The sequence below is a fragment of the Archangium primigenium genome (genome assembly GCF_016904885.1).
Classification (GTDB): Bacteria; Myxococcota; Myxococcia; order Myxococcales; family Myxococcaceae; genus Cystobacter; species Cystobacter primigenius.
Genome location: NZ_JADWYI010000001.1, coordinates 383957 through 403755 on the forward strand (window position 1 = coordinate 383957; position 19799 = coordinate 403755).

Here is a 19799-nt window from a genome sequence, read left to right on the forward strand (position 1 = left end):
AGGGAGCGCTCGCCCGCGTACAAGCCCGGCGAGCGGGCGTGGCTCCACGGGAACTGCATCGGGCCCGTGCGCGATGTTGACTGCTGGGAGTCGTCGGAAAGGAACTCCCCCCGTGGCCCCCATCCCCCAGGGATCCAGCTAGCCTGTGCCCGCTGCCCCCCCCGACATCCCCGCCCCCTTCCGTGATCACCGTCCCCCACTCCCCATCGACCGATGAGCTCACGGCCTTGCGTGAGGCCTACCTGTCCGCCCAGCTCAAGGGCAATCGCCGCGAGGCCCTGCGCCTGGTGGTGGAGGAGGGCCTGCTGCGCGGCATCCCCTTCGCCACCCTGCAATCCGAGGTCATCCGCAAGGCGCAGTGGGAGATCGGCCGCCTGTGGCAGGAGAACATCATCTCCGTGGCGCAGGAGCACATGGCCACGGCCATCTCCCAGCTCGCCCTGTCCCACCTCTACCGCTACCTGCCGCGAGACGCCCCCAACGGGCGCACGGTGGTGGTGTCGTGCGTGGAGGGCGAGCTGCACGAGCTGGGCGCGCGCATGGCGAGCGACTTCCTGGAGATGGCGGGCTTCGACGTGCGCTTCCTCGGCGCGAGTGTGCCCGTGGAGCATCTGGTGCGCGAGGTGAAGAGCGCGCCGCCGGACTTGCTGGCGCTCTCGGTGACGATGACCTTCCACCTGCCGGCGCTGCGCGAGGCGGTGGCGGCGGTGCGCGCGGTGGCGCCCCGGCTGCCCCTGCTCGTGGGGGGACTGGCCCTGGAGTGGGCGCCCGGGGTGCAGGAGGAGCTGGGCGTGCCCTTCATCGGCACGGACGCGCGGGGTCTGGTGGCCACGGCGTGCCGGCTGCTGGAGGTGCCGGAATGAACGCGCTGGCCCAGGAGGTGGCCGCGCGCACCGAGCGGCTGGCGGCGGCGTCGGTGGAGGGCCTGTACCAGGACCCCTTCTGGTTCGCCCGCTACGGCGAGGCCCGCGCGCGCCGCTTCGGCAGCGAGGACGCCGTCTTCCACGTGCGCTACCTCGTCCAGGCGCTGGAGACGCGCGACGCGGGCGTCATGGAGCGCTACGCGCGCTGGCTCCGGGGGCTGCTCGTGCCCCGGGGCATGTCCTCGCGGCACATCGCGACCCACTTCCAGGGCCTGCGCGCCGCGCTCGTGCACGAGGGCCTGACCTCGCCCCCCCAAGCGGTGGAGTACATGCGGGCCGCCGAGCAGGCGCTCCAGTGGACCGAGGGTCCCGCCCTGGCCCTGGAGCGGGCCCTGGAGGGCCTGGTGTCCCAGACCGTGCGTGAACTCACCGCACGAGGCGTCTCCCTGGCCGGTCTGGAAGAGGAAGTCCGGCTGCAATTTTCCTACCTCGCGGACTCCCTGGGCACGGGCCGGAGCGGACTGTTCGTCGACCACGTGAGGTGGTACGCCGGGTTCTGGCCGCGACGGGGACGGGGGGGCGACTACCGCACGGTGTTGCGGACCTTGGAGGCATCACTGGCCGGTGATGCGTCCCTGGCGGAACTGCCGCGGGTCACCGTGGCGATGGGGCTGACGGCCCTGGACGAGGAGCACCCGTGACGAACGCCGTTCCCACGCCCGTGTGGCATGCGCTGAGCCGCGAAGTGGCCCTGGCCTGTGCCCCCTCCGGGGAGATCCTCTGGGCGGACGAGCGCGCGGTGCGGATGTTGGAGGCCGTGCCCGGCGCGGCGCTGCGCCAGCTCGCGGCCCCGGGCCTGGAGGAGAAGGTGGAGCGGCTGCTCACGCTCGCGCGAGACGAGCGCGTGGAGGGCTGGGAGGTGGTGCTGTGCGTGGGGGGCCAGCCGCGCACCTTCGCCTTCCGGGGCATGCCCCACGAGGGCCACGTGGCGCTGGTGGGCAGCCTGGTCCCCGAGGACTACGCCGCCTCGCTGTCCCAGGTGAGCGAGACGCTCAGCGAGCTCGCGGCGCTGCACCGCGAGACGGAGCGCCAGCAGCGCGAGCTCAAGCGGCGCGCGGACGAGCTGTTGCGCCTCAACCGCGAGCTGGAGGAGTCCAACCGCGGCGTGCGCAAGCTGCACGCGGAGCTGGACGAGAAGACGGAGAGCATGATCCGCACCGCGGAGATCAAGAGCCGGGTGGTGGCCAACGTGAGCCACGAGTTCCGCACCCCGCTGCACTCCATCCTGGGCCTGGCGCGGCTCTTGCTCAACCCCGCCAACGGGACGCTGTCCGGCGAGCAGCAGAAGCAGGTGCAGTTCATCCGCAGCTCGGCCGAGGCGCTCTTCGAGCTGGTGAGTGACCTGTTGGACCTGTCCAAGCTGGAGTCGGGCAAGACGACGCTGCGGCCCACGCGCTTTGGCGCCCGGGACTTCCTCGGCGCGCTGCGCGGGATGATGCGGCCCTTGCTGACGTCGGACTCGCCGGTGGAGCTGCGCTTCGCGGAGCCCCTGGACGAGCTGACGCTGGAGACGGACGAGGCCAAGGTGAGCCAGGTGCTGCGCAACCTCGTGTCCAACGCGCTCAAGTTCACCGAGAAGGGCCACGTCACGGTGTCCGTGAAGGCCGGCCCGGACGACCGCGTGCTCTTCCAGGTGCGCGACTCGGGCATCGGCATCGCGCCCGAGTACCACCAGCACATCTTCGAGGAGTTCGCCCAGGTGGACAGCCCCCTGCAGAAGAAGGTGCGCGGCACGGGCCTGGGCCTGTCCTTGTCGCGGCGCCTGGCCACGTTCCTCGGCGGGGACCTCACCGTGCAGAGCACCCCGGGCCACGGCTCCACCTTCACCTTCAGCCTGCCGCGCGTGCACCCGGAGGTGGCCGAGTTCAACGTCATCACCGAGCGCAGCCAGCAGCTGGAGCCCGGACGCTCGCCGGTGCTCGTGCTGGAGGACGACCGGCAGACGCTCTTCCTCTACGAGAAGTACCTGTCGCGCTCGGGCTTCCAGGTGCTGCCCGTGCGCACGGTGGACGAGGCGCGCCGCACGCTGCAGCGCGTGCGCCCGGCCGCCGTGGTGCTCGACGTGATGCTCGAGGGCGAGACGAGCTGGAGCTTCCTGTCCGAGCTCAAGACGAACGAGGCCACGCGCGACATCCCCATCCTCGTGGTGACGCTCATGGACCGCGAGCAGAAGGCGCGCGCGCTCGGCGCGGACGAGTTCTGGCTCAAGCCCGTGGCCGAGGAGCAGCTGTTGCGCAAGCTGGCCAACATGGCCCGCGCCGCGCCCGTCAAGAAGCTGCTCATCATCGACGACGACGACGTGCACCGCTACCTCTTCCGGCAGATGCTCTCGGGCACGCCCTACGTGCTGAACGAGGCCGACAACGGCCCGGAGGGCATCCGCCTGGCGCGCGAGCAATCCCCGGACCTCATCTTCCTGGACTTCGTGCTCCCGGACATGACGGCCTTCGACGTGCTGGACGAGCTCAAGGTGGATCCGCGCACGCGCGACATCCCCGTCATCCTGCACACCTCGCACCAGCTCAACGAGGAGGAGCGCCAGCGCCTGGCCAAGGAGACCTCCACCATCCTGGCCAAGCACACCGTGAGCCGCGAGGTCGCCATCGCGCGCATCCGGGACGCCCTGCACAAGAACCTGGGCAGCGGCGCGGAGGTCCACCGTGGCTGAGCACGCGTTGGGAGAGACGATCCTCGTCGTCAACGATGATCCGGCGAGCCTCTACCTGGCCTCGCGGCTCCTGCAGACCTCGGGCTACCGGGTCTTCGAGGCCGCCACGGGCCTGTCGGCGCTGGCGATCGCCGAGCGCGAGCGGCCGGACGTGGTGGTGCTGGACGTGAAGCTGCCGGACATCAGCGGCTACGAGGTGTGCAAGCGCCTGCGCGCCCACCCCGAGACGGCCTCGCTCGCGGTGATGCACACCTCGGCCACCTTCGTGACGCCGGACAAGAAGGTGCGCGGCCTGGATGGCGGCGCGGACGCCTACCTCACCGAGCCCTTCGAGGGCGAGGAGCTGCTGGCCACGGTGCGCTCGCTCTTGCGCATGCGCCACGCCGAGCAGGCCCTGCGCCGGCGCGCCGAGCACCTCACCGAGGCGGACCGGCGCAAGGACCTGTTCCTCGCCATGCTCGCCCACGAGCTGCGCAACCCCCTCGCCGCCATCGGCACCGCCGCCGGCATCCTCGAGCGCCGCGGGCCGGTGGACCCGCGCGAGTCGCGGATGATCGCCATCATCCAGCGGCAGACCAACCACCTGTCGCGGCTGGTGGATGACCTCCTGGACGTGAGCCGCATCACCCGGGGCAAGGTGGAGCTGCGCCGCGCGCGGGTGGACCTGCGCCACGTGCTCGAGCAGGTGCTCCTCTCCTTCCGGCCCGTGGCCGAGGCGCGGGGCCTCACGCTGACGGCCCGGGTCCCGGACGCGCCCGCGTGGGTGGACGCGGACACGACGCGCCTGGAGCAGGTCTTCACCAACCTGCTCGACAACGCGGCCAAGTACACGGACCGGGGCGGCACGCTCTGGCTGGACCTGAGCCCGGCCCCCAACGCCGAGCACCTGCCGGGGGCCCGCGTGAGCGTGCGCGACACGGGCATCGGCATCCGCCACGACGTGCTGCCCACCGTCTTCGAGCTGTTCGCCCAGGCGGACGAGTCCCTCGAGCGCTCGCGCGGGGGCCTGGGCATCGGGCTCACGCTGGTGCGCAACATGGTGGAGCTGCACGGCGGCCAGGTGGAGGCCCACAGCGAGGGGCCCGGCCGCGGCAGCGAGTTCGTGGTGTGGCTGCCCCTCCTGCCCGCCGCCCCCGATGAGGTGTCCTCCTCCGAGGGCCCCCGGCGCGGCCGGCACATCCTGCTCGTGGAGGAGAACGAGGCGGTGAGCCACGCGCTGCGCGAGCGGCTGGAGACGTGGGGTCACCAGGTGGAGGTGGCCGCGGACGCGCTGCGGGGGCTGGAGCTCGCGGTGCGGCGCGCGCCGGAGGTCGCCCTGGTGGCGCTCTCGCGGCCCGGGGAGGACGGCTACCGCATGGCCGAGACGCTCCGCGCGCGGCTGGGCAACACCATCCGGCTCGTGGCCCTCTCCGCCCAGGAGGCCCCCGGCGACCCGAGCCGGCTGCGCCAGGCGGGCTTCGATCTGCACCTGGTCCGCCCGGTGACACCCGACGAGCTGTGCCGCCTGCTGTCCGAGCTGTGACGTCGCCCACCCGACACCCCCGCCCCGCGCCCCCCCTTCGCGCTCCGGACCGCCGTGGACACATAGAGCCCCCCGTCGGGGATGGGACGACTCACGCGCGGAGGTGGGTGCATGCGGGAGATGCGGCGGTATCTGCTGGCCCTGGCGGGCTTCGTCGCGGGCGCCACCGCCGCGCCCGCGCCTCCCGAGCCCCCACCGGCGCCCGCCTCCCGGGAGGCACCGTCCCAGACGTCCGGGCATCACCCGTGTGACTGGGTGGAGACGTGTCAGCTGCCCTGTGGCGGGGACGGCCGGGACTGCTGCCACGCCGAGTGGAGCTGTCCCCCCGACGCGCGCTCGCCCCGGTGTTGAGGTTGACCTAGGCTCGGGGGGACATGGCGTTCCTCCCGGGATGGCGGCCCAGCCTGCTCATGAAGTTCCACGGCGCGCTGCTCTTGAGCGTGCTGCCGCTCTTGCTCTTGCAACAAGCCTACGTGCTGCCCGCCATGCGCGAGCAGCTGCGCGAGGATCGCCTGCGGGAGGTGCGCCAGCTCGTGGAGGTGGGCTACCACCTGCTCGAGGCCCACGAGGCCCGGGTGCGCCAGGGGGAGCTGACCCCGGACGAGGCGCGCCGCGCCGCCGCCGCCCTCCTGGAGCCCCTGCGCTACGCGGGCAACGAGTACTACTGGATCAACGACCTGAAGACGCGGCTGGTGATGCACCCCTTCCTGCCCCAGCGCCTGGGCCAGGACATGACGGGCTACGTGGACCGGGCGGGCAAGCCGGTGTTCCGGGACATCGTGGAGCTGGCGCGCGCCCAGGGCGAGGGCCCGGTGGAGTACCTCGCCACCCGCCCCTACTCGGCCGACCCCATCCCCAAGCTGTCCTACGTGAAGCTGTTCGCCCCGTGGGGCTGGGTGCTGGGCACGGGCGTCTACATGGAGGACCTGGACGAGGAGGTGGCGGCGGTGGAGCGGCGCATGTGGGCGGCGCTCTTCGCCGGCGCGGGCATGGCGGCGCTCGGAGGGGCGTACCTGTCGCGGCGGATGCTCGCGCCCATGCGCGCGCTGGCGGACGCGGCGGGCGAGGTGGCCCGGGGCAACCTGGGCATCACCGTGCCCACGCCCGCGCTCGACGAGGTGGGGGACCTGAGCCGGGCCTTCAACGCCATGGTGGCCGACGTGCAGCGCATGCTCGGGGAGATGGCCGAGGTGTCCCGCGTCACCGAGTCGGACGCGGGCCACATCCACCGCGCCACGGACGGCCTCAGGCAAGCGGCCCAGGAGCAGTCCTGGGGCATGCAGAACGTGTCCGCCACCGTCATCCGCATGACGCAGCAGCTCGCCCAGGGCGCCCATCAGGCGGAGCTCACCGCGCGCACCGCCGAGGCCAACGAGCAGGCCGCGCGCGAGGGCGGCGCCGGCGTGCGCGTCACCGACGAGAAGATGAAGGAGATCGCCCACGTGGTGGATCGCTCGGCGCGCACGGTGGACCGGCTCACCGAGTGGAGCGAGGAGGTGGAGCGCGCCATGGAGCTCATCTCCGACGTGGCGGACCAGACGCGGGTGCTCGCGGTGAACACCTCCATCGAGGCCATGCGCGCGGGCGAGCACGGCAAGGGCTTCGCGGTGGTGGCGCTCGAGGTGCGCAAGCTCGCCGAGCAGGCCCGCGCGGCGGCCGAGCGCATCCGCACCCTCATGCGCCAGAGCCAGACGGAGACGGAGGCCGCGGCGGCGCAGATCCGCGAGGGCCGCGCCCGGGTGCACGAGGGCCTGCGGCTGTCGTCGAACACGGCCAAGGCGCTCGAGCGCATCGTCACCGGGGCCGAGGAGATCCAACGGCAGGTGAAGCAGACGGCGAGCGCCCACGCGGCGGAGGCGGCGGCGGGCGAGTCGCTCGCGCTGAGCATCCACACCCTGTCGGGCCAGGCGGCCGAGGCGGCCAAGGAGGTGGAGCACATCACCCAGGCGGCCGAGGGCCTCACCTCCCGGGCGCGCCAACTGCGCGAGCGGGCGACGCGCTTCCAGAAGGACGCGCCTCCTTAGGGTTCAGGGTCCGCGCGCCCCGCGCAAGCGCTCCAGGCGGTCGCGCGGCAGCGCCTCGCGGGGGTGGGCGCGCACGAGCGCCTCGTAGAGGGCCCGGGCCTCGTCCTCCCGGCCCAGGCGCTCCAGCGCGAGCCCCAGGTTGTAGCCCGCCTCCAGGTAGTCCGGCCGCCGCGCCAGCGCCCGCCGCCAGGCGTCCACCGCCGCCCCGTCGTCTCCGAGCCGGGCGTGACGGCCCCCCACCGCGTAGTGCAGCTCCGCCTCGAAATCCACGGCGTCCACCGCCAGGCGCACGGGCCACACCGCCAGGAGGAACACGGCCAGCGCGCCTCCCCCGGCCGCCGCCCGCGCGGCGCCCCGCCAGCGCCCCAGCGCCGCCACGCCCAGGGCCGCGAGCACGCACAGCACGGGGGCCAGGGGCGCGCGGTAGCGGCCCGTCACGAAGAAGACGACCGAGGGCAGCGCCAGCACGAGCGCGGCCGCCGCCACGGTGAGCCCCGCCCGCCGGGACCCCGGACCCGAGAGCAGGCCCACGAGCCCCACCGCCGCGAGCGGCCAGAGCAGGGCATAGGGCAGGGCCACGTCCCCCACCCGCGCGGTGAGCGCCTGGAGCACCGGGGACTGCGTGCGCACGACATACAGGTCCTCGTTGCGCGGCAGCTCCCGCGCGAGCACGAGCAGCCGGGCCTTCCATACGAGGTTGCGCGCGCAGGGGCCGGGGTGCGCACCACACCAGGCGAGGGCCTTGTGGGTGAAGTACGCGTCCTGGGCCCCGGGAGCGTGCAGCCCCTGGCGCGCGGGCTCCTCGACAAGCGTCTCCCAGGCGGCGCCCGGCCGCAGCGCCATGGCCCCATCCACGTCCGCGTTGTTGCCCAGCCACAGGTTGATGCCACCGTTGGCGGAGATGAGCACCCACTCGCCCGAGCGCGCGTGGTTGGCCCCCGTGGCGCACGCCACCACGGCCCCACAGGCCAGCGCGCCCAGGGCGCCGCGCGTCCACCGCCCGCGGCCCACGGCCACCACCACCACCGGCCCGAGCAACAGCAGGGGCGCCACGGCGAGCGCGCCCAGGCCCACGCACGCCCCGCCGAGCAGTGCCGCGCGCCAGGTGGGGGGCTCGCGCACGGCGAGCCAGAGCGCGAGCGTGGCCAGGAAGGTGCCAAGCGAGGTGGCGAGCAGCTCCCCGTCATAGAAGACGAGCGGCCCGTGCAGCGCCACCGCAACGCCCGCGAGCACGCCGACCCAGCCCTGCCCGGAGACGCGGCGCGCGAGGCCATACGCGAGCCCCGCGGTGAGCGCCCCGAGCAGGGCCTGGAGCAGGCGCGGCCAGAGCAGCGCGGGGCCCAGGAGCCGGTAGAGCCCCCCGAGCACCAGCGGGTAGAGCGGCGGCTGCCAGAAGGGACCGGGGTCGAAGCCCTCGCCCCGGGCGAGCCGGGTGCCGAGGTAGTCGTAGTAGTCCGCGTCGATGAGCGGCGCGTCGAAGGCGGGCCCGTGCGCGGTGAGCAGATAGGCGCCCCGCACCGCGAGCGCCCCGATGAAGACCCAGACCCCCGCGGACACCCTCGGCGGCCTCATGGCGCTAGCGGCAGTCCGCCCGGCGCAGGGTGACGCCCGTCTCGGTCATCTGCTTGTAGATGACGCCGCCCTCGTCGAGCACGGCGAAGTCCCGGAAGGTCTCCTCGGGCATGGGGCTGAGCGGCAGGTCCACCTGGCCCAGCACCTTGCCCTCCAGCGGGTCCAGACAGAACAGGCGCACGCCCTCGGCGGTGGCGGGCGAGGCACGGCCCGTGGGCAGCTCCCCCGCCACGCCCAGGTAGATGACGCCCGAGCGATCCGAGTCCAGCAGGGTGAGGAACAGGATGGGGAAGCCCAGCGGGTACTGGCGGGTGAAGCGCCGCGAGTTCGACGCCCGGTCAATCGAGTTGACGAGCACCCGGCCCGCGCGCGCCTCGACGATATTGGCGACGATGAGCGAGCGGCCATCCCGCGTGGGTCGGCCGTTGAGCTCGGGCTGCTCGGGGTTGGCCTGGCCGGACAGGCTGCCGATGTTGACCAGCGTGCCGTGCTCGCGCTCGACGTACACCTGATCCCCATCCACGAAGGTGCCGGTGATGAGCCCCGTCTCGGGCAGGTGCTTGCCCTGCAGGGGCAGCTCGCCCTTGAGCGTGCCGGTGAGCGGGTCGAGGATGGCCACGGTCTTGTCGCGCAGCCGGTCGAGCACCAGCATCGAGCCGTCCTGGGCCACCGTCACGTCCTGGGGCACCTGCTGGGTGAGCGGCGTGCTCCCGAGCACCTTGCCGTCCTGCCCCAGGCGCAGGAGCCGGCCATTGAGCTGATCCATCACCAGGATGTCCCCCAGCGGCGTCACCGCGAGCGACATGGGGCCCTCGGGGTTGGCTTCCTGGGGCCGGTCCCGCCCGAGCTGGTCCGGACCACTGCCCCACCCCAGCTCGGCGATGACCTCGCGTCCGGGAGCGGCGGGCGCGGACGGCTTCGCTCCCGCGGGCGCGGCCGGCGGAGGGGCCTTCGGGGGCGTGCCCGGGGGCGCTTTGGCGACGGGGGCCCCAGGGGCGGCGTCCGGGCGGGCCTCGGTGCCGGTCGGGGGGACCGACGCGTCCGGACGGGGCCGCAGCAGGGCCACGCCCACGAGCACCAGGACGACGACTGCCAGCAGCACCCACCCACCGCGCTTACGCGACGTCATGATCTCGTGTCCTCGATGTGGCGCCAGGGCGTGGCGCTAGGGCCTGGCGGAGGGCGGCAACAGGGGCGCCACCCGCTGGGTGAGCTCGGGATCCTCCGGCACCTCCGGCCCGAGCGGAAGAAAGGACAGCAGTTGGGTGCGCGCGGGCGCCGTCTCGGGCGGCCGGGCCTGGGCCTCCAACTGGGGCCGCCGGGCCTCCAGCGCCGCCAGGGACTGCTGGAGGGCCGCGCGGTTCGTCTCGTCCCGGGCCGCCGTCAGCCGCGCCCGGCCCCGCTGGATGTTCTCCTCCAGCAGCGCGAGCCCCTGCCGCGCCCGCTCCCGCTCGGCCAGGTCCACGAACGCGCCCGGCCCGTCGATCGACAGCGCGAGCCGGCCCACCTGCCGGCCCCGCTCCCCCGAGGACACGAGCGTGCCCTGCCCCGGGTGCTGCGCCACGCCGGGCAGCCGGCCCTCGTGGGATTGCAGGACGAAGTCCACCTCGGCCCCGAGCCGCTCGGTGAGCGCGCGCGCCTCGGCGAGCGGCAGCGCGGCGAGCACCACCACCACGTCCACCTTCTGCTTCGCCCGGAGCGCGCGGGCCTCGGCCTGGACGGCGGGCAGCACGGGCTGGCCCACCACCCGGGCCTCGCCCGCCACCGGCCCCTCGGGGGACACGCCGATGAGGCCGAACGCCACGCCCTTGTCCCGCACCACCCGCGAGCGCGCGAACACGGGCGCGCCGGCCGCGTCGGTGAGGTTGGCCGAGAGCAGCACCAGCTTGCGCTTGCGCGCGCCCTGGGTGAGGAAGCCCGTGCCCAGCGCCAGGTCCCGCTCGCCCACGGCCATGGCCTGGGTGCCCATCTCCCCCATCTGCTCGAGCAGCAACGCGGCGCGCTCCCGGTCTCCCGGCGCGCGGCCGGCGTCCGGCGTCTTGAAGAGCGCGTTGCCCGCGTCGAGCACCACCACGGCGGCGGTGCCCGCGCGCTCGCGGTCGATCACCGTCTTGCGCCGCGCCAGTCCGCCCGCCGGGCCCTGTCGGCACCCGCAGTCGGAGATCTCCCCGGCGTTGTCCCCGGTGAAGAGCACCACCGCCTCGCGGGGCGCGGCCTCCACGCCCGCGGCGAGCAGCCCCGACACCCACAGAATCCGCAGCGCCGAGCGCACGCGCATGACGTCCTCTTGAACGGCCGTTGAAACGACAACGCCCCGAGGCGCGGACGCCTCGGGGCGCGAAGGGCAAGCGGGGACTAGTAGTGGCGGATGGCGTGGTAGGTGGTGCCCAGGGAGCGGGCGTTGTACACGCAGCCGGCCGCGCAGCCCTTGCACTCGTAGAGGTTCATGCTGCCCCAGCCGTCGCCCGAGCCGTACAGGGCGATGTGGCCCGCGCCGCCGTCGTTGTAGACGAGCGCGTCGGCCTTGAGCAGCGCGTCCCGCGAGATGGTGCTCCACTGGCTGCTGTCCACGTTGAAGCTGCCGGTGCTGTAGGGGTGCGAGTCCGTGGCCATGTTGCTGTTGGTGCTGGGCACCACCCAGGCCTTGGCGACGAAACCGGAGCAGTCCCCGCCGTACGAGCCGGAGTGCGTGCAGCTCGGGCAGTTGCCGGAGCACGCGCCCACGGCGGCGCCCGACTTGAAGGCGCCATGGCCCCACCAGTAGGAGAAGCCCATGGCCGTCTGCGAGCGCGCGATCGCCGCGTCCCGGCTGGCGGTGGAGCCCGTGCCCGCCACCGTGAGGTAGGTGCCCGAGGCCCAGCCCGTCACGCCGCTGTAGGTGACCTTGTACCAACCGCTCGTGGGACAGCCGCCGCCCGCTTCCTTGGCGATGCCGCCGCCCGGAATGGTGATGAGCACGCCATAGCTCGTGCCCACGCCGCTGCGCACGTTCAGGTCCGTGGTGGTCTGCAGGCTCGCGCCCGAGGTGACACACGCGGTGATGGCGCTGGCGCTCTCGCCCTCGTCCACGCCCACCAGCGCCGTGCCGTCCACGGACGTCTGGCCGCCACCGCAGCCCACCGCCATCCACGCCAGCACCGCCACCCACTTCAGGGGATGACCGCTCTTCGTCGCACCGCGCATGACTGACCTCCACCTCAGGGGAAGGTCCAGGGGAGCTGTCTCCACACCCGGACCCGGCGCGACGCGATATCACTTTCCCGGAAAGTTGGAAAGCCGCGCTTATCGCTCATTTCCCCCGAGGTGGGGCCGACGTCTACTGGCGGATGACCTGCACGTCGTCCAGGTGGACGAAGCTGCTGCCGGTGGTGGCCTGGGTGTGCAGGCCGAACTCCAAGTAGCCCCCGGTCACGGAGAGGGTGGGCGTCTCGATCTGCGTCCAGCCGCTGTAGGTGCCCAGTTGGGTGGCGGCCGGGGTGCAGTCGGCGCACGTTTTGGCCTGCAGCCGCGAGAAGCCGAAGTCCCCGCCCTTTCGCACCTGGGCGCGCACCCGGTAGTTGCCATTGGGGATGCCGCTGAGCTGCTGGTACGTCCAGGTCTCGAAGGGGCCCGCCTTGAAGTGCGTCAGGTGGTAGGCGCTGTTGTTGTAGCCCCCGTTGTAGGTCTCCGTGAAGGCGGCGCTCTGCGTGCCATTGGGCGACCAGGTGGTCCAGCCCGTCAGGCCGTTCTCGAAGCCCGCGTTGGTGACGGTGGGGTTGCCGCCCGAGGGCGGCGTCGTGGTGCCTCCACCATTGAGGATGCTGGCGGCCTTGTCCGGCTGCAGCGCCACGAAGTAGTTGAAGGCGGTGTTCAGCTCGCTCTGCTTGGCGGTGTTGCTCGCGTACTGCTTGCGCTGGTCATACAGCTTGGCCACCAGCTCCAACTGGCTCTGCCCGTACGGCACGCCGAGCTTCTGCTGCAGCGTGGTCAGCGCGCCGTAGCCGAACTCGCGCGTCGGCTCGATCATCGTGCCCTCGCCGTAGTCGTTCCACGTGGCGAGCTGGATCCAGTTCACGCCGCTGTTCTTGGCCAGGTCCATGGTCTGGCCGAAGGTGCCCGTGCCGTTGTGGGCGATGCTCCACGTGGCGGGGTTGCCCCAGCCGCCCTCGTTGTAGAAGGTCTTGAAGCCCGGGTAGGCCACGCCGAACTTCACGCCCGGCCACACGTTGGCGTACCAGTGATTGAGCCCGCTGGTGAAGTCCGAGTAGATCCACGGGTATTCGCCCTGGGCGTTCGCCCCGGCCTCGCCCTTCTGGTACCAGAGCGTCAGGAAGGTCGGCTTGGTGGGCAGCACCGAGAAGACATTGGTCCAGTCCGACGGCGACTTGAGCGTTTGCGGCCCGAAGTCCATCAGCAGGGGCGCGTTGTTGATGCGGATGTAGTTGGCGCGGCCGAAGTAGTTGTCGCGCAGGAAGGCCATGTCATTGCGCGCCTGGGCGAGCCGGTCCGGCACCGAGCACCCATACGTGGGCGCCAGCGCGAGGTTGTGATCCTCGTAGACGATGGCGAACTCCAGGCCCACCGACTCGATCTTCTTGATGAAGGCGTCGGCGTTCTGCTTGTTCTTCGGGTAGTCCACGCAGTTGAGCGTGCCCGGCCAGTCGATGAGCACGCCGTCCACGCCGGCGTACTTCATGAGCAGCAGCTGGTACTCGATGACGTCCTTGTCCCCCGAGCCGTACGGCCCGATGAGCGGATAGAAGTGCGCGGCGATCTGCCGCTTGCCCGAGCTGTCCACCACGTTGGGGTTGCGGTTGTCCATGGTCCAGTGCGCGCCCCACGCCCCGGTGCCCGAGGTGGTGTTGCTCTCGAACCAGGGCATCAGGTGCACGTAGACCTTCTTGGTGAAGCTCTTGCTCACCGCCACCGGGGACGCCACGGACGCCGTGGGCTCCGCCGGCTCGACGCGCTCGGCCTCGGGGACCGCCGAACCACAGCCCGCCAACACGAGCGCGGCGACAACCCCCGCCCCCTCGGTCACGAAACGACGCGTCATGGCATTGCTCCTTGAATGCAGTGAGTCCTCGTGGACACGAGTCACCGGGCGCGTCCCTAACACGAATCCGACCAACCTGGAATACCTACTTAAACCGAATTAACGGCCATCACGGACGACATTGAAGGAAAAGACACAGTCGGGCGGCATGGACGCGCGGAGCCCTCGGGGCTAGAGCGGACGCATGCGACCGCTGGCGTGCTGCCTCGTCCTCGTCCTCGCCGCGCCGGGTCTGGCGGCGCCTCGCGCCTCGTCCGCCGTGGCCCGCTCGCGCACGTTGGAGCAGGAGCTGCTCGGCGCGGTGCGCGCGGTGGACTTCACCCCGGTGCTCGACTGGCGGCGGTCGGGCCAGCGCCTGGCGACCCCGCCCAACCTGGACGTGGCCGTCATCGAGCTGGACGCCGAGGGACGCCCCGTGGCGGCGGCCAACGTGCTGCTCTCGCGCGACTACCCCCGGGGCCGGGTCGTGCCCCTCGAGCCCAAGCGCTGGGGCACGCGCGCGGTGCGCTTCACGCGCTGGGATCCGGAGCGGTGGAACGGCAAGAAGGGCTGGGCGGACGCGGGCCCCGAGGAGGACCTGGTGCCGGGCCGCGCGAGCGCCCCGCTGCGCTTCATGGCGCCCTATCCCGCCTCGCTGTTCAAGATCCTCGTCGCCTACGGGGTGCTGCGCATGGTGGACCAGGGCGAGCTGACGCTCGACACGCCCTACCACTTCACCTCGGGCCAGGAGGATCGGGGCGAGCGACCCGTGCGTGGCTGGATGGATCCGATGATCACCGAATCCAACAACGGCGCCACCGAGGCCCTGGTGAAGCTGCTGCACGAGCGCGGCGGCATGGCGCGGCTCAACGCGGAGCTCGCGGCGCTGGACCTGGGCACGCTCCAGGTGAATGGGACCTCGCCGGTGACGGGCCGCGGTTGGCAGCCCGGGAGCATCCACATGACGGCCCTGGACACGGCGCGCCTGTTCCTGCTCATCGACGGAGGGCCGGGGCTGCTGTGGAAGACGACCCGGGGCCGCGAGGTGACGGCGGCCACCCTGTCCGAGCCCTCGCGCGCGTTCCTCAAGGGACTGCTCGCCGAGCAGGGCTTCGCCGAGGGCCTGAGCTCCACGGTGATTTGCGGAGACCCGAACGCCCGGCCCGGGCTGCCCGTGGCCGTGCCGGCGCGCTTCCTGGACGCCGAGGGCCGGGCCACGGTGGGCACCAATGTCTTCGGGCGGGACACGCGACCGTGCAACGCGGCGGCCCAGGTGGAGTTCCTCCACAAGACGGGCCAGACGGAGAACTACGGCAGTGACGCGGGCATCGTGCGCGCGCTGCCGGGCCAGACACCGCGGCACTACGTCATCGCGCTGCTGTCCACCCTGGGCTACCGCTACTACGACGCGGGCGTGGCCCCGTCAGCCAACTTCCAGGACGAGGAGAATGGCTTTCCGCGCGTGGTGACGGGCATCCACTTCACCCAGACCCTCGCGGAGCTGGGCCACCGGGTGGACGAGGTGATGAAGCAGCGCGGCGCCGCCTCCGCTGAATCCTTCCCTCATTTTGACAAGGCGCCGTAGCGTCAAGAGGCTACATCCCGAGTGCACCGAGAAAACCCCGACGGGTCACGGGCACTGACGAAAATGAGGGGAGGGTTCAGCGTACACCCGCTTAACCTTCCGGCTCATCCACGTAGTCAAGCGCGATTTCAACCTGCTTCCGGTAGAGCGGTACGACTTCGACAGCCAGCACCGCATCCAGCACCGCTCGCGCGCCAGTGACATCACCGGTCTTCTTCCGGCGCGCGGAATCAACGAGCGCCCGGGACAACCGCCGGCTTCCTTCGAAAATCCGACGGCGAAGCTCCCGCACCAGCGTCTCCGCTCCCGGTGGGGAACGAAGTGCTCGATCCGCGTCTTCAGGACTGAGCGCCACATCTTGAGCCACTCGCCCCAAGAGTTCGCGCATATCAGCATTTAAATCCAACGCTTCGCCCCGCTCCAGTTTGGCATAAACGCCAAGCACCTTGTCCCAGTCGTGAGACTCACTCATCTCGCGTTACCTTGTTTTTTGCCAACACAACGTGAAGGGCCATTGACGTTGCCCCTCGCACAGCCTGAAACAATCGTAGCAGGGCCCCACCCAGCGCGGCTTGTTCTGATCCCTACACAGAACATACGTATCCCGGCAGTGCGCTCTCCATCCTTCGTCGGGGTCGTCCTCCGCCTCGGCCTCTTTGTCCTTCACCCCTCGTTCCAGCGCGGTCTCGCTCCTCGCTCCGGCATTGACCGCCGCCTCGACGTCCGATGCGGTAGCACCGCAGGCGCCCGAGGGATCGTACGGGTGCTTCTTGATACAGCAGGCCATGGTCGAATCACCGGGGCGGCAGGCCACCGTGACCGCTTGCGCCAAAAGCGCGGACCGACTGCCTTGCGCTTCCTCCGTGCGCAAGTTCGCCCTGCGTGGCGAACACCCTGACACGAACTCCAACCCCATCAGGCTCGCGACCACGACCGCAATGGAAGTCACGTGTTTCATGGGAGTGCTCTTCTCGAACATCGCGCGGTGTCGGTTGTCGTGGTCGACGCGTTCCGCCGAGCGCCACCGCGCCACACCGTCTAGACTCAGTCCGCCGGGTCCTTCTCGTCCTCGTCGAACGGCAGCAACACGGGCTCCTCCACGTCGATCTCGAGCTCGAGCGACGGCGAGGCGGCCCGGGGCTCGGGGGCCACCTCGACCTCGGGCGCCAGGTGCTCGATGTCATCCAGGCTCGCCACGAACGCGCCCGCGTGGGGGTCCTCCACCGGGGCCGTCTCCAGGTTCTCGATGTCGTCCAGGCTCGCGAGGAACAGGTCCGCGGCGGGATCGCTGTAGAGCTCCTCCTCGGCGTCCGCGTCCTCCTCCGCGCCCTCCTGGAGTGCCTCGAGCTCCTCGGCCATCCAGTCGGCGGCGTCATCCTCGGCGAGGGGCTCGTCCTGGAGCGCCGCCTCCTCCAACTCGGTGGCGGCGGTGAGCGCGGCCTGCTGGGCGGCCAGGGCATTCTCGGCGGCGCGCAGCTCGGCCTCGGCGCGCTCGAGCTCGGCGCGCTGCGCCGCGGCCCGCTCCTCCCGGGAGACGCGCTCGTAGATGTTGGCCCGGGCGAGCTGGGCGAGCGACACCCCGGGCTTGCCCGCCTGGCGGGGGTCCGGCTGCTCCATCTCGTCGCGCGCGCCGCCCTTGAGGTCGAGCAGCTCCTCGGGGAGCTTCTCGTAGCCATCGCGCAGCATGAGCTTGGAGCGCAGCGTCTCGACCTGCTTGGCCTTCTTGGCGCGCTCGGCCTCCAGGGCCTCCAGCTCGGCGCGGTAGTGGCTGTTGAGCGAGTCGAGCCCGTCCTCCTCGGTCTGGAGCTCCGGGTTGTCGGCGCCGATGTGCTTCTCCACCGGAGCCACGCGGCGCTGGGCCTGCACGAGGCTCGCGGTGGCGACGAAGGGGTTGAAACCAACCCTGCGGATGCTCATGGACGGGCCTCGTGGGACACGGAGGGGGACTGCGCGGGGGGCCATTCTCGCAGCAAGCGGGTCCGGGTTGCGAACCCCCCTCGAAAAAGCGAGCCTGGATGCCCTCCCACACCTTGCGTACGAGGCCCGCATGTCATCCGCGTCCAGCCACTACAAGCCGAACCTGCGAGACCTGAATTTCAACCTCTTCGAGTTCCTGGACATCGGCCGCACGACCCTGGGCAAGGCGCCCTTCGGGGACTTCGACGAGACGGCGGCGCGGCAGACGCTGGAGACCTTCGCGGCGGTGAGCACGAACGAGCTGGCGGCGAGCTTCGCCGAGTCGGACCTGAACCCGCCGCGGCTGGAGAACGGCGAGGTGAAGCTGCCGCCGGGGATGAAGCGCTCACTGGACGCGTACTACGACGCGGGGATGCACCAGCTGGAGCTGCCGGTGCCGCTCGGGGGCATGGGGGCGCCGCCCACGCTCGGCTGGGCCTCCTTCGAGCTCATCGTGGGGGCCAACCCCGCGCTGGCCTTCTTCACGCTGGGCAACGTGCTGGCGCGGGTCATCGACCGGCTGGGCACCGAGTCGCAGAAGAAGCGCTACCTGCCGGCGATGATGGACCGGCGGTGGGTGGGCACCATGGTGCTCACCGAGCCGGACGCGGGCAGTGACGTGGGCGCGGCGCGCACCAAGGCACGGCGGGTGGAGGGGGACATCTGGGAGCTGGAGGGCGTCAAGCGCTTCATCACGAGCGCGGAGACGGACCACGCGGAGAACATCGTGCACATGGTGCTGGCGCGGCCCGAGGGCGCGGGGCCGGGCACCAAGGGCCTGTCGCTGTTCATCGTGCCCAAGCTGTGGGTGGACGAGGGCGGCGTGCTGGGCGAGCACAACGGTGTCGTGTGCACGAAGATCGAGGACAAGATGGGCCTCAAGGGCTCCGTCACGAGCGAGCTGACGTTCGGGGACGGTCGGCCCTCGCGCGGGCTGCTCTTGGGCGAGGTGCACGACGGCATCCGGCAGATGTTCCACATCATCGAGCAGGCGCGCATGGCGGTGGGCATGAAGTCCATGGCCACGCTGTCCACGGCGTACTTGAACGCGCTGGAGTTCACGAAGGATCGCAAGCAGGGCACGGACCTGATGGGGGCGCGGGACGCCAAGGCGCCGCGGGTGTCCATCCTGCGGCACCCGGACGTGCGGCGGATGCTGATGGCGCAGAAGGCGCACGCCGAGGGCATGCGGGCGCTGGCGCTCTACACGGCGTTCATGCAGGACCACGTGGAGATGAAGGGCGGCCACCGGGCGCTGGAGGCCGCCGAGTACGACGCGCTCAACGACCTGCTCCTGCCGATGGTGAAGGGCTACAGCTCGGAGAAGGCCTACGAGCTGCTGGCGCTGTCGCTGCAGTGCCTGGGGGGCTCGGGCTACCTCAAGGACTACCCGATGGAGCAGTACATCCGGGACCAGAAGATCGACACGCTCTACGAGGGCACGACGCACATCCAGGCGTTGGACCTGCTGATGCGCAAGGTGGCGCGTGACGGCGGCGCGACGCTGCAGGGCCTGTTGAGCAAGGTGCGCGCGACGGCGGAGGGGGACGAGGGCGGAGAGACGCTCAAGGCGGAGCGGGCGGCGCTGGGCCAGGGGCTCACGGCGATGGAGACGATGCTCGGCACGCTGATGGGCAAGCTGGGCGAGTCCGTGTACCACGTGGGCTTCCAGGGCAACCGGGTGCTGATGGCGCTGGCGGACCTGGTGGTGGGATGGCTCTTGGTGCGGCACGCGGGGGTGGCGCTCGAGCGCATGAAGGAGAACCCCGGCGACAAGACCTTCTACGAGGGCAAGGTCGCGAGCGCGCGCTGGTTCTGCCACGAGGTGCTACCGGGGCTGGAGCACGCCGCGCGCATGGTGGAGCGCGGTGACCTGGTGCTGATGGACCTGCCCGACGAGTCGTTCTGAGCCGTCCAGCGGTCACTCGCCGAAGGCGAAGTCCGCCCGGAGTTCCTCCCGGGCGGACGCCACCGCTCGGCCCTCCGCGTCGAGCCCTTGCGCGGTCACGACGAAGCGCAGCGAGCACACCGGCTTGGACAGACAGGCCGCTTCGCGCAGGACGCGGTGAAATACAGACGCGGGGACGAAGAAGACGGGCCGTCCCTCGGCGACCTGGGCGAGGGCCTCCACCTCGGGCTTCGCCTCGCCAAGGGCCAGCACCTGCCGGGGCTCGGCGGGCACGTACAGCTCGCCCACGGGCGTGAGCGAGCCCCGCGCCCCCACCTGGAGCCGCAACCGCACCGTGCGCACCGGGGACTCCGGCGGGGGATCCAGGCGCACCGCGCAGACGACGGCCTCGGTGTTCCACTGCGCGCCCCCAGGACCGCCACCCGGCTCTCGCAGGCTCCGGCTCTTCCACGCATCGAAGCAGTCGAGTTTCATCCCGAGAACCGGTGCGGGCTTCGCCCACGCGGAGCCCGCCAGCAGGAGCACACAGCTCGCCGTCCAGAAGTTCATGGGCGAATCATACGCGCGACCCAGTTCGGAGAAGGCGTACGCGCTGCTGGCGTTGTCGTTGCAGTGCCTGGAGTCCA

16 protein-coding genes are annotated in these 19799 nt (G+C 71.6%); 8 read left to right on the forward strand and 8 right to left on the reverse strand.

Features of this window, described 5'->3' with window-relative positions:
- Positions 1–227: 227 nt before the first annotated feature.
- The 6 genes from I3V78_RS01640 to I3V78_RS01665 all read left to right on the forward strand — a co-directional run bounded on the left by I3V78_RS01640 (position 228) and on the right by I3V78_RS01665 (position 7137).
- The gene (locus tag I3V78_RS01640) at positions 228–863 is read left to right on the forward strand and encodes a cobalamin B12-binding domain-containing protein (RefSeq protein WP_239576250.1); all 636 of its coding nucleotides are present in this window, start codon (positions 228–230) and stop codon (positions 861–863) included.
- Positions 860–1564: a hypothetical protein gene (locus I3V78_RS01645; protein WP_204484558.1), complete on the forward strand. Its 705-nt coding sequence runs from the start codon at positions 860–862 to the stop codon at positions 1562–1564. The genes I3V78_RS01640 and I3V78_RS01645 overlap by 4 nt, the downstream gene beginning before the upstream one ends.
- Positions 1561–3591, forward strand: coding sequence for an ATP-binding response regulator (locus I3V78_RS01650; RefSeq protein WP_338023443.1), 2031 nt, complete (start codon positions 1561–1563; stop codon positions 3589–3591). Before I3V78_RS01645 ends, I3V78_RS01650 begins: the two co-directional genes overlap by 4 nt.
- The gene (locus tag I3V78_RS01655; RefSeq protein ID WP_338023444.1) at positions 3584–5113 is read left to right on the forward strand and encodes an ATP-binding response regulator; all 1530 of its coding nucleotides are present in this window, start codon (positions 3584–3586) and stop codon (positions 5111–5113) included. The genes I3V78_RS01650 and I3V78_RS01655 overlap by 8 nt, the downstream gene beginning before the upstream one ends.
- 111 nt (positions 5114–5224) lie before the next feature.
- Positions 5225–5464: a hypothetical protein gene (locus I3V78_RS01660; protein ID WP_204484559.1), complete on the forward strand. Its 240-nt coding sequence runs from the start codon at positions 5225–5227 to the stop codon at positions 5462–5464.
- Between the two features lie 23 nt (positions 5465–5487).
- The gene (locus I3V78_RS01665) at positions 5488–7137 is read left to right on the forward strand and encodes a methyl-accepting chemotaxis protein (RefSeq protein ID WP_204484560.1); all 1650 of its coding nucleotides are present in this window, start codon (positions 5488–5490) and stop codon (positions 7135–7137) included.
- A 3-nt stretch (positions 7138–7140) separates the two neighbouring features.
- Here the strand turns inward: I3V78_RS01665 and I3V78_RS01670 are convergent, their stop codons facing one another.
- From I3V78_RS01670 to I3V78_RS01690, 5 genes are all read right to left on the reverse strand, one after another.
- Entirely contained in the window at positions 7141–8709 is a 1569-nt protein-coding gene (locus I3V78_RS01670; protein WP_204484561.1) for a tetratricopeptide repeat protein, read from the reverse strand.
- Between the two features lie 4 nt (positions 8710–8713).
- On the reverse strand, positions 8714–9838 hold the full coding sequence (locus I3V78_RS01675) for an NHL repeat-containing protein (RefSeq protein ID WP_204484562.1): 1125 nt from the start codon (positions 9836–9838) through the stop codon (positions 8714–8716).
- 36 nt (positions 9839–9874) lie between these two features.
- Entirely contained in the window at positions 9875–10987 is a 1113-nt protein-coding gene (locus I3V78_RS01680; RefSeq protein ID WP_239576251.1) for a bifunctional UDP-sugar hydrolase/5'-nucleotidase, read from the reverse strand.
- 77 nt (positions 10988–11064) lie between these two features.
- Entirely contained in the window at positions 11065–11892 is an 828-nt protein-coding gene (locus I3V78_RS01685) for an SH3 domain-containing protein (protein ID WP_204484563.1), read from the reverse strand.
- Positions 11893–12025: 133 nt separating this feature from the next.
- The gene (locus I3V78_RS01690) at positions 12026–13744 is read right to left on the reverse strand and encodes a glycoside hydrolase family 99 protein (RefSeq protein ID WP_204484564.1); all 1719 of its coding nucleotides are present in this window, start codon (positions 13742–13744) and stop codon (positions 12026–12028) included.
- 184 nt (positions 13745–13928) lie between these two features.
- Between I3V78_RS01690 and I3V78_RS01695 the strand changes: the two genes are divergently transcribed.
- Positions 13929–15308, forward strand: coding sequence for a serine hydrolase (locus I3V78_RS01695; RefSeq protein ID WP_204484565.1), 1380 nt, complete (start codon positions 13929–13931; stop codon positions 15306–15308).
- A gap of 91 nt (positions 15309–15399) precedes the next feature.
- Here the strand turns inward: I3V78_RS01695 and I3V78_RS01700 are convergent, their stop codons facing one another.
- Positions 15400–15780 carry a DUSAM domain-containing protein gene (locus I3V78_RS01700; RefSeq protein WP_204484566.1) on the reverse strand — a complete coding sequence of 127 codons (381 nt, stop codon included), beginning with the start codon at positions 15778–15780 and terminating at the stop codon, positions 15400–15402.
- Positions 15781–16352: 572 nt separating this feature from the next.
- Positions 16353–17225: a hypothetical protein gene (locus I3V78_RS01705; RefSeq protein ID WP_204484567.1), complete on the reverse strand. Its 873-nt coding sequence runs from the start codon at positions 17223–17225 to the stop codon at positions 16353–16355.
- Positions 17226–17355: 130 nt separating this feature from the next.
- Between I3V78_RS01705 and I3V78_RS01710 the strand changes: the two genes are divergently transcribed.
- Positions 17356–19173, forward strand: coding sequence for an acyl-CoA dehydrogenase (locus tag I3V78_RS01710; RefSeq protein ID WP_204484568.1), 1818 nt, complete (start codon positions 17356–17358; stop codon positions 19171–19173).
- 12 nt (positions 19174–19185) lie between these two features.
- On the opposite strand, the gene I3V78_RS01715 is transcribed toward I3V78_RS01710, so the two are convergent.
- Positions 19186–19722 (reverse strand): hypothetical protein, encoded by a 537-nt coding sequence (locus I3V78_RS01715; protein WP_204484570.1) that lies wholly within the window; start codon positions 19720–19722, stop codon positions 19186–19188.
- Positions 19723–19799 lie beyond the last annotated feature (77 nt).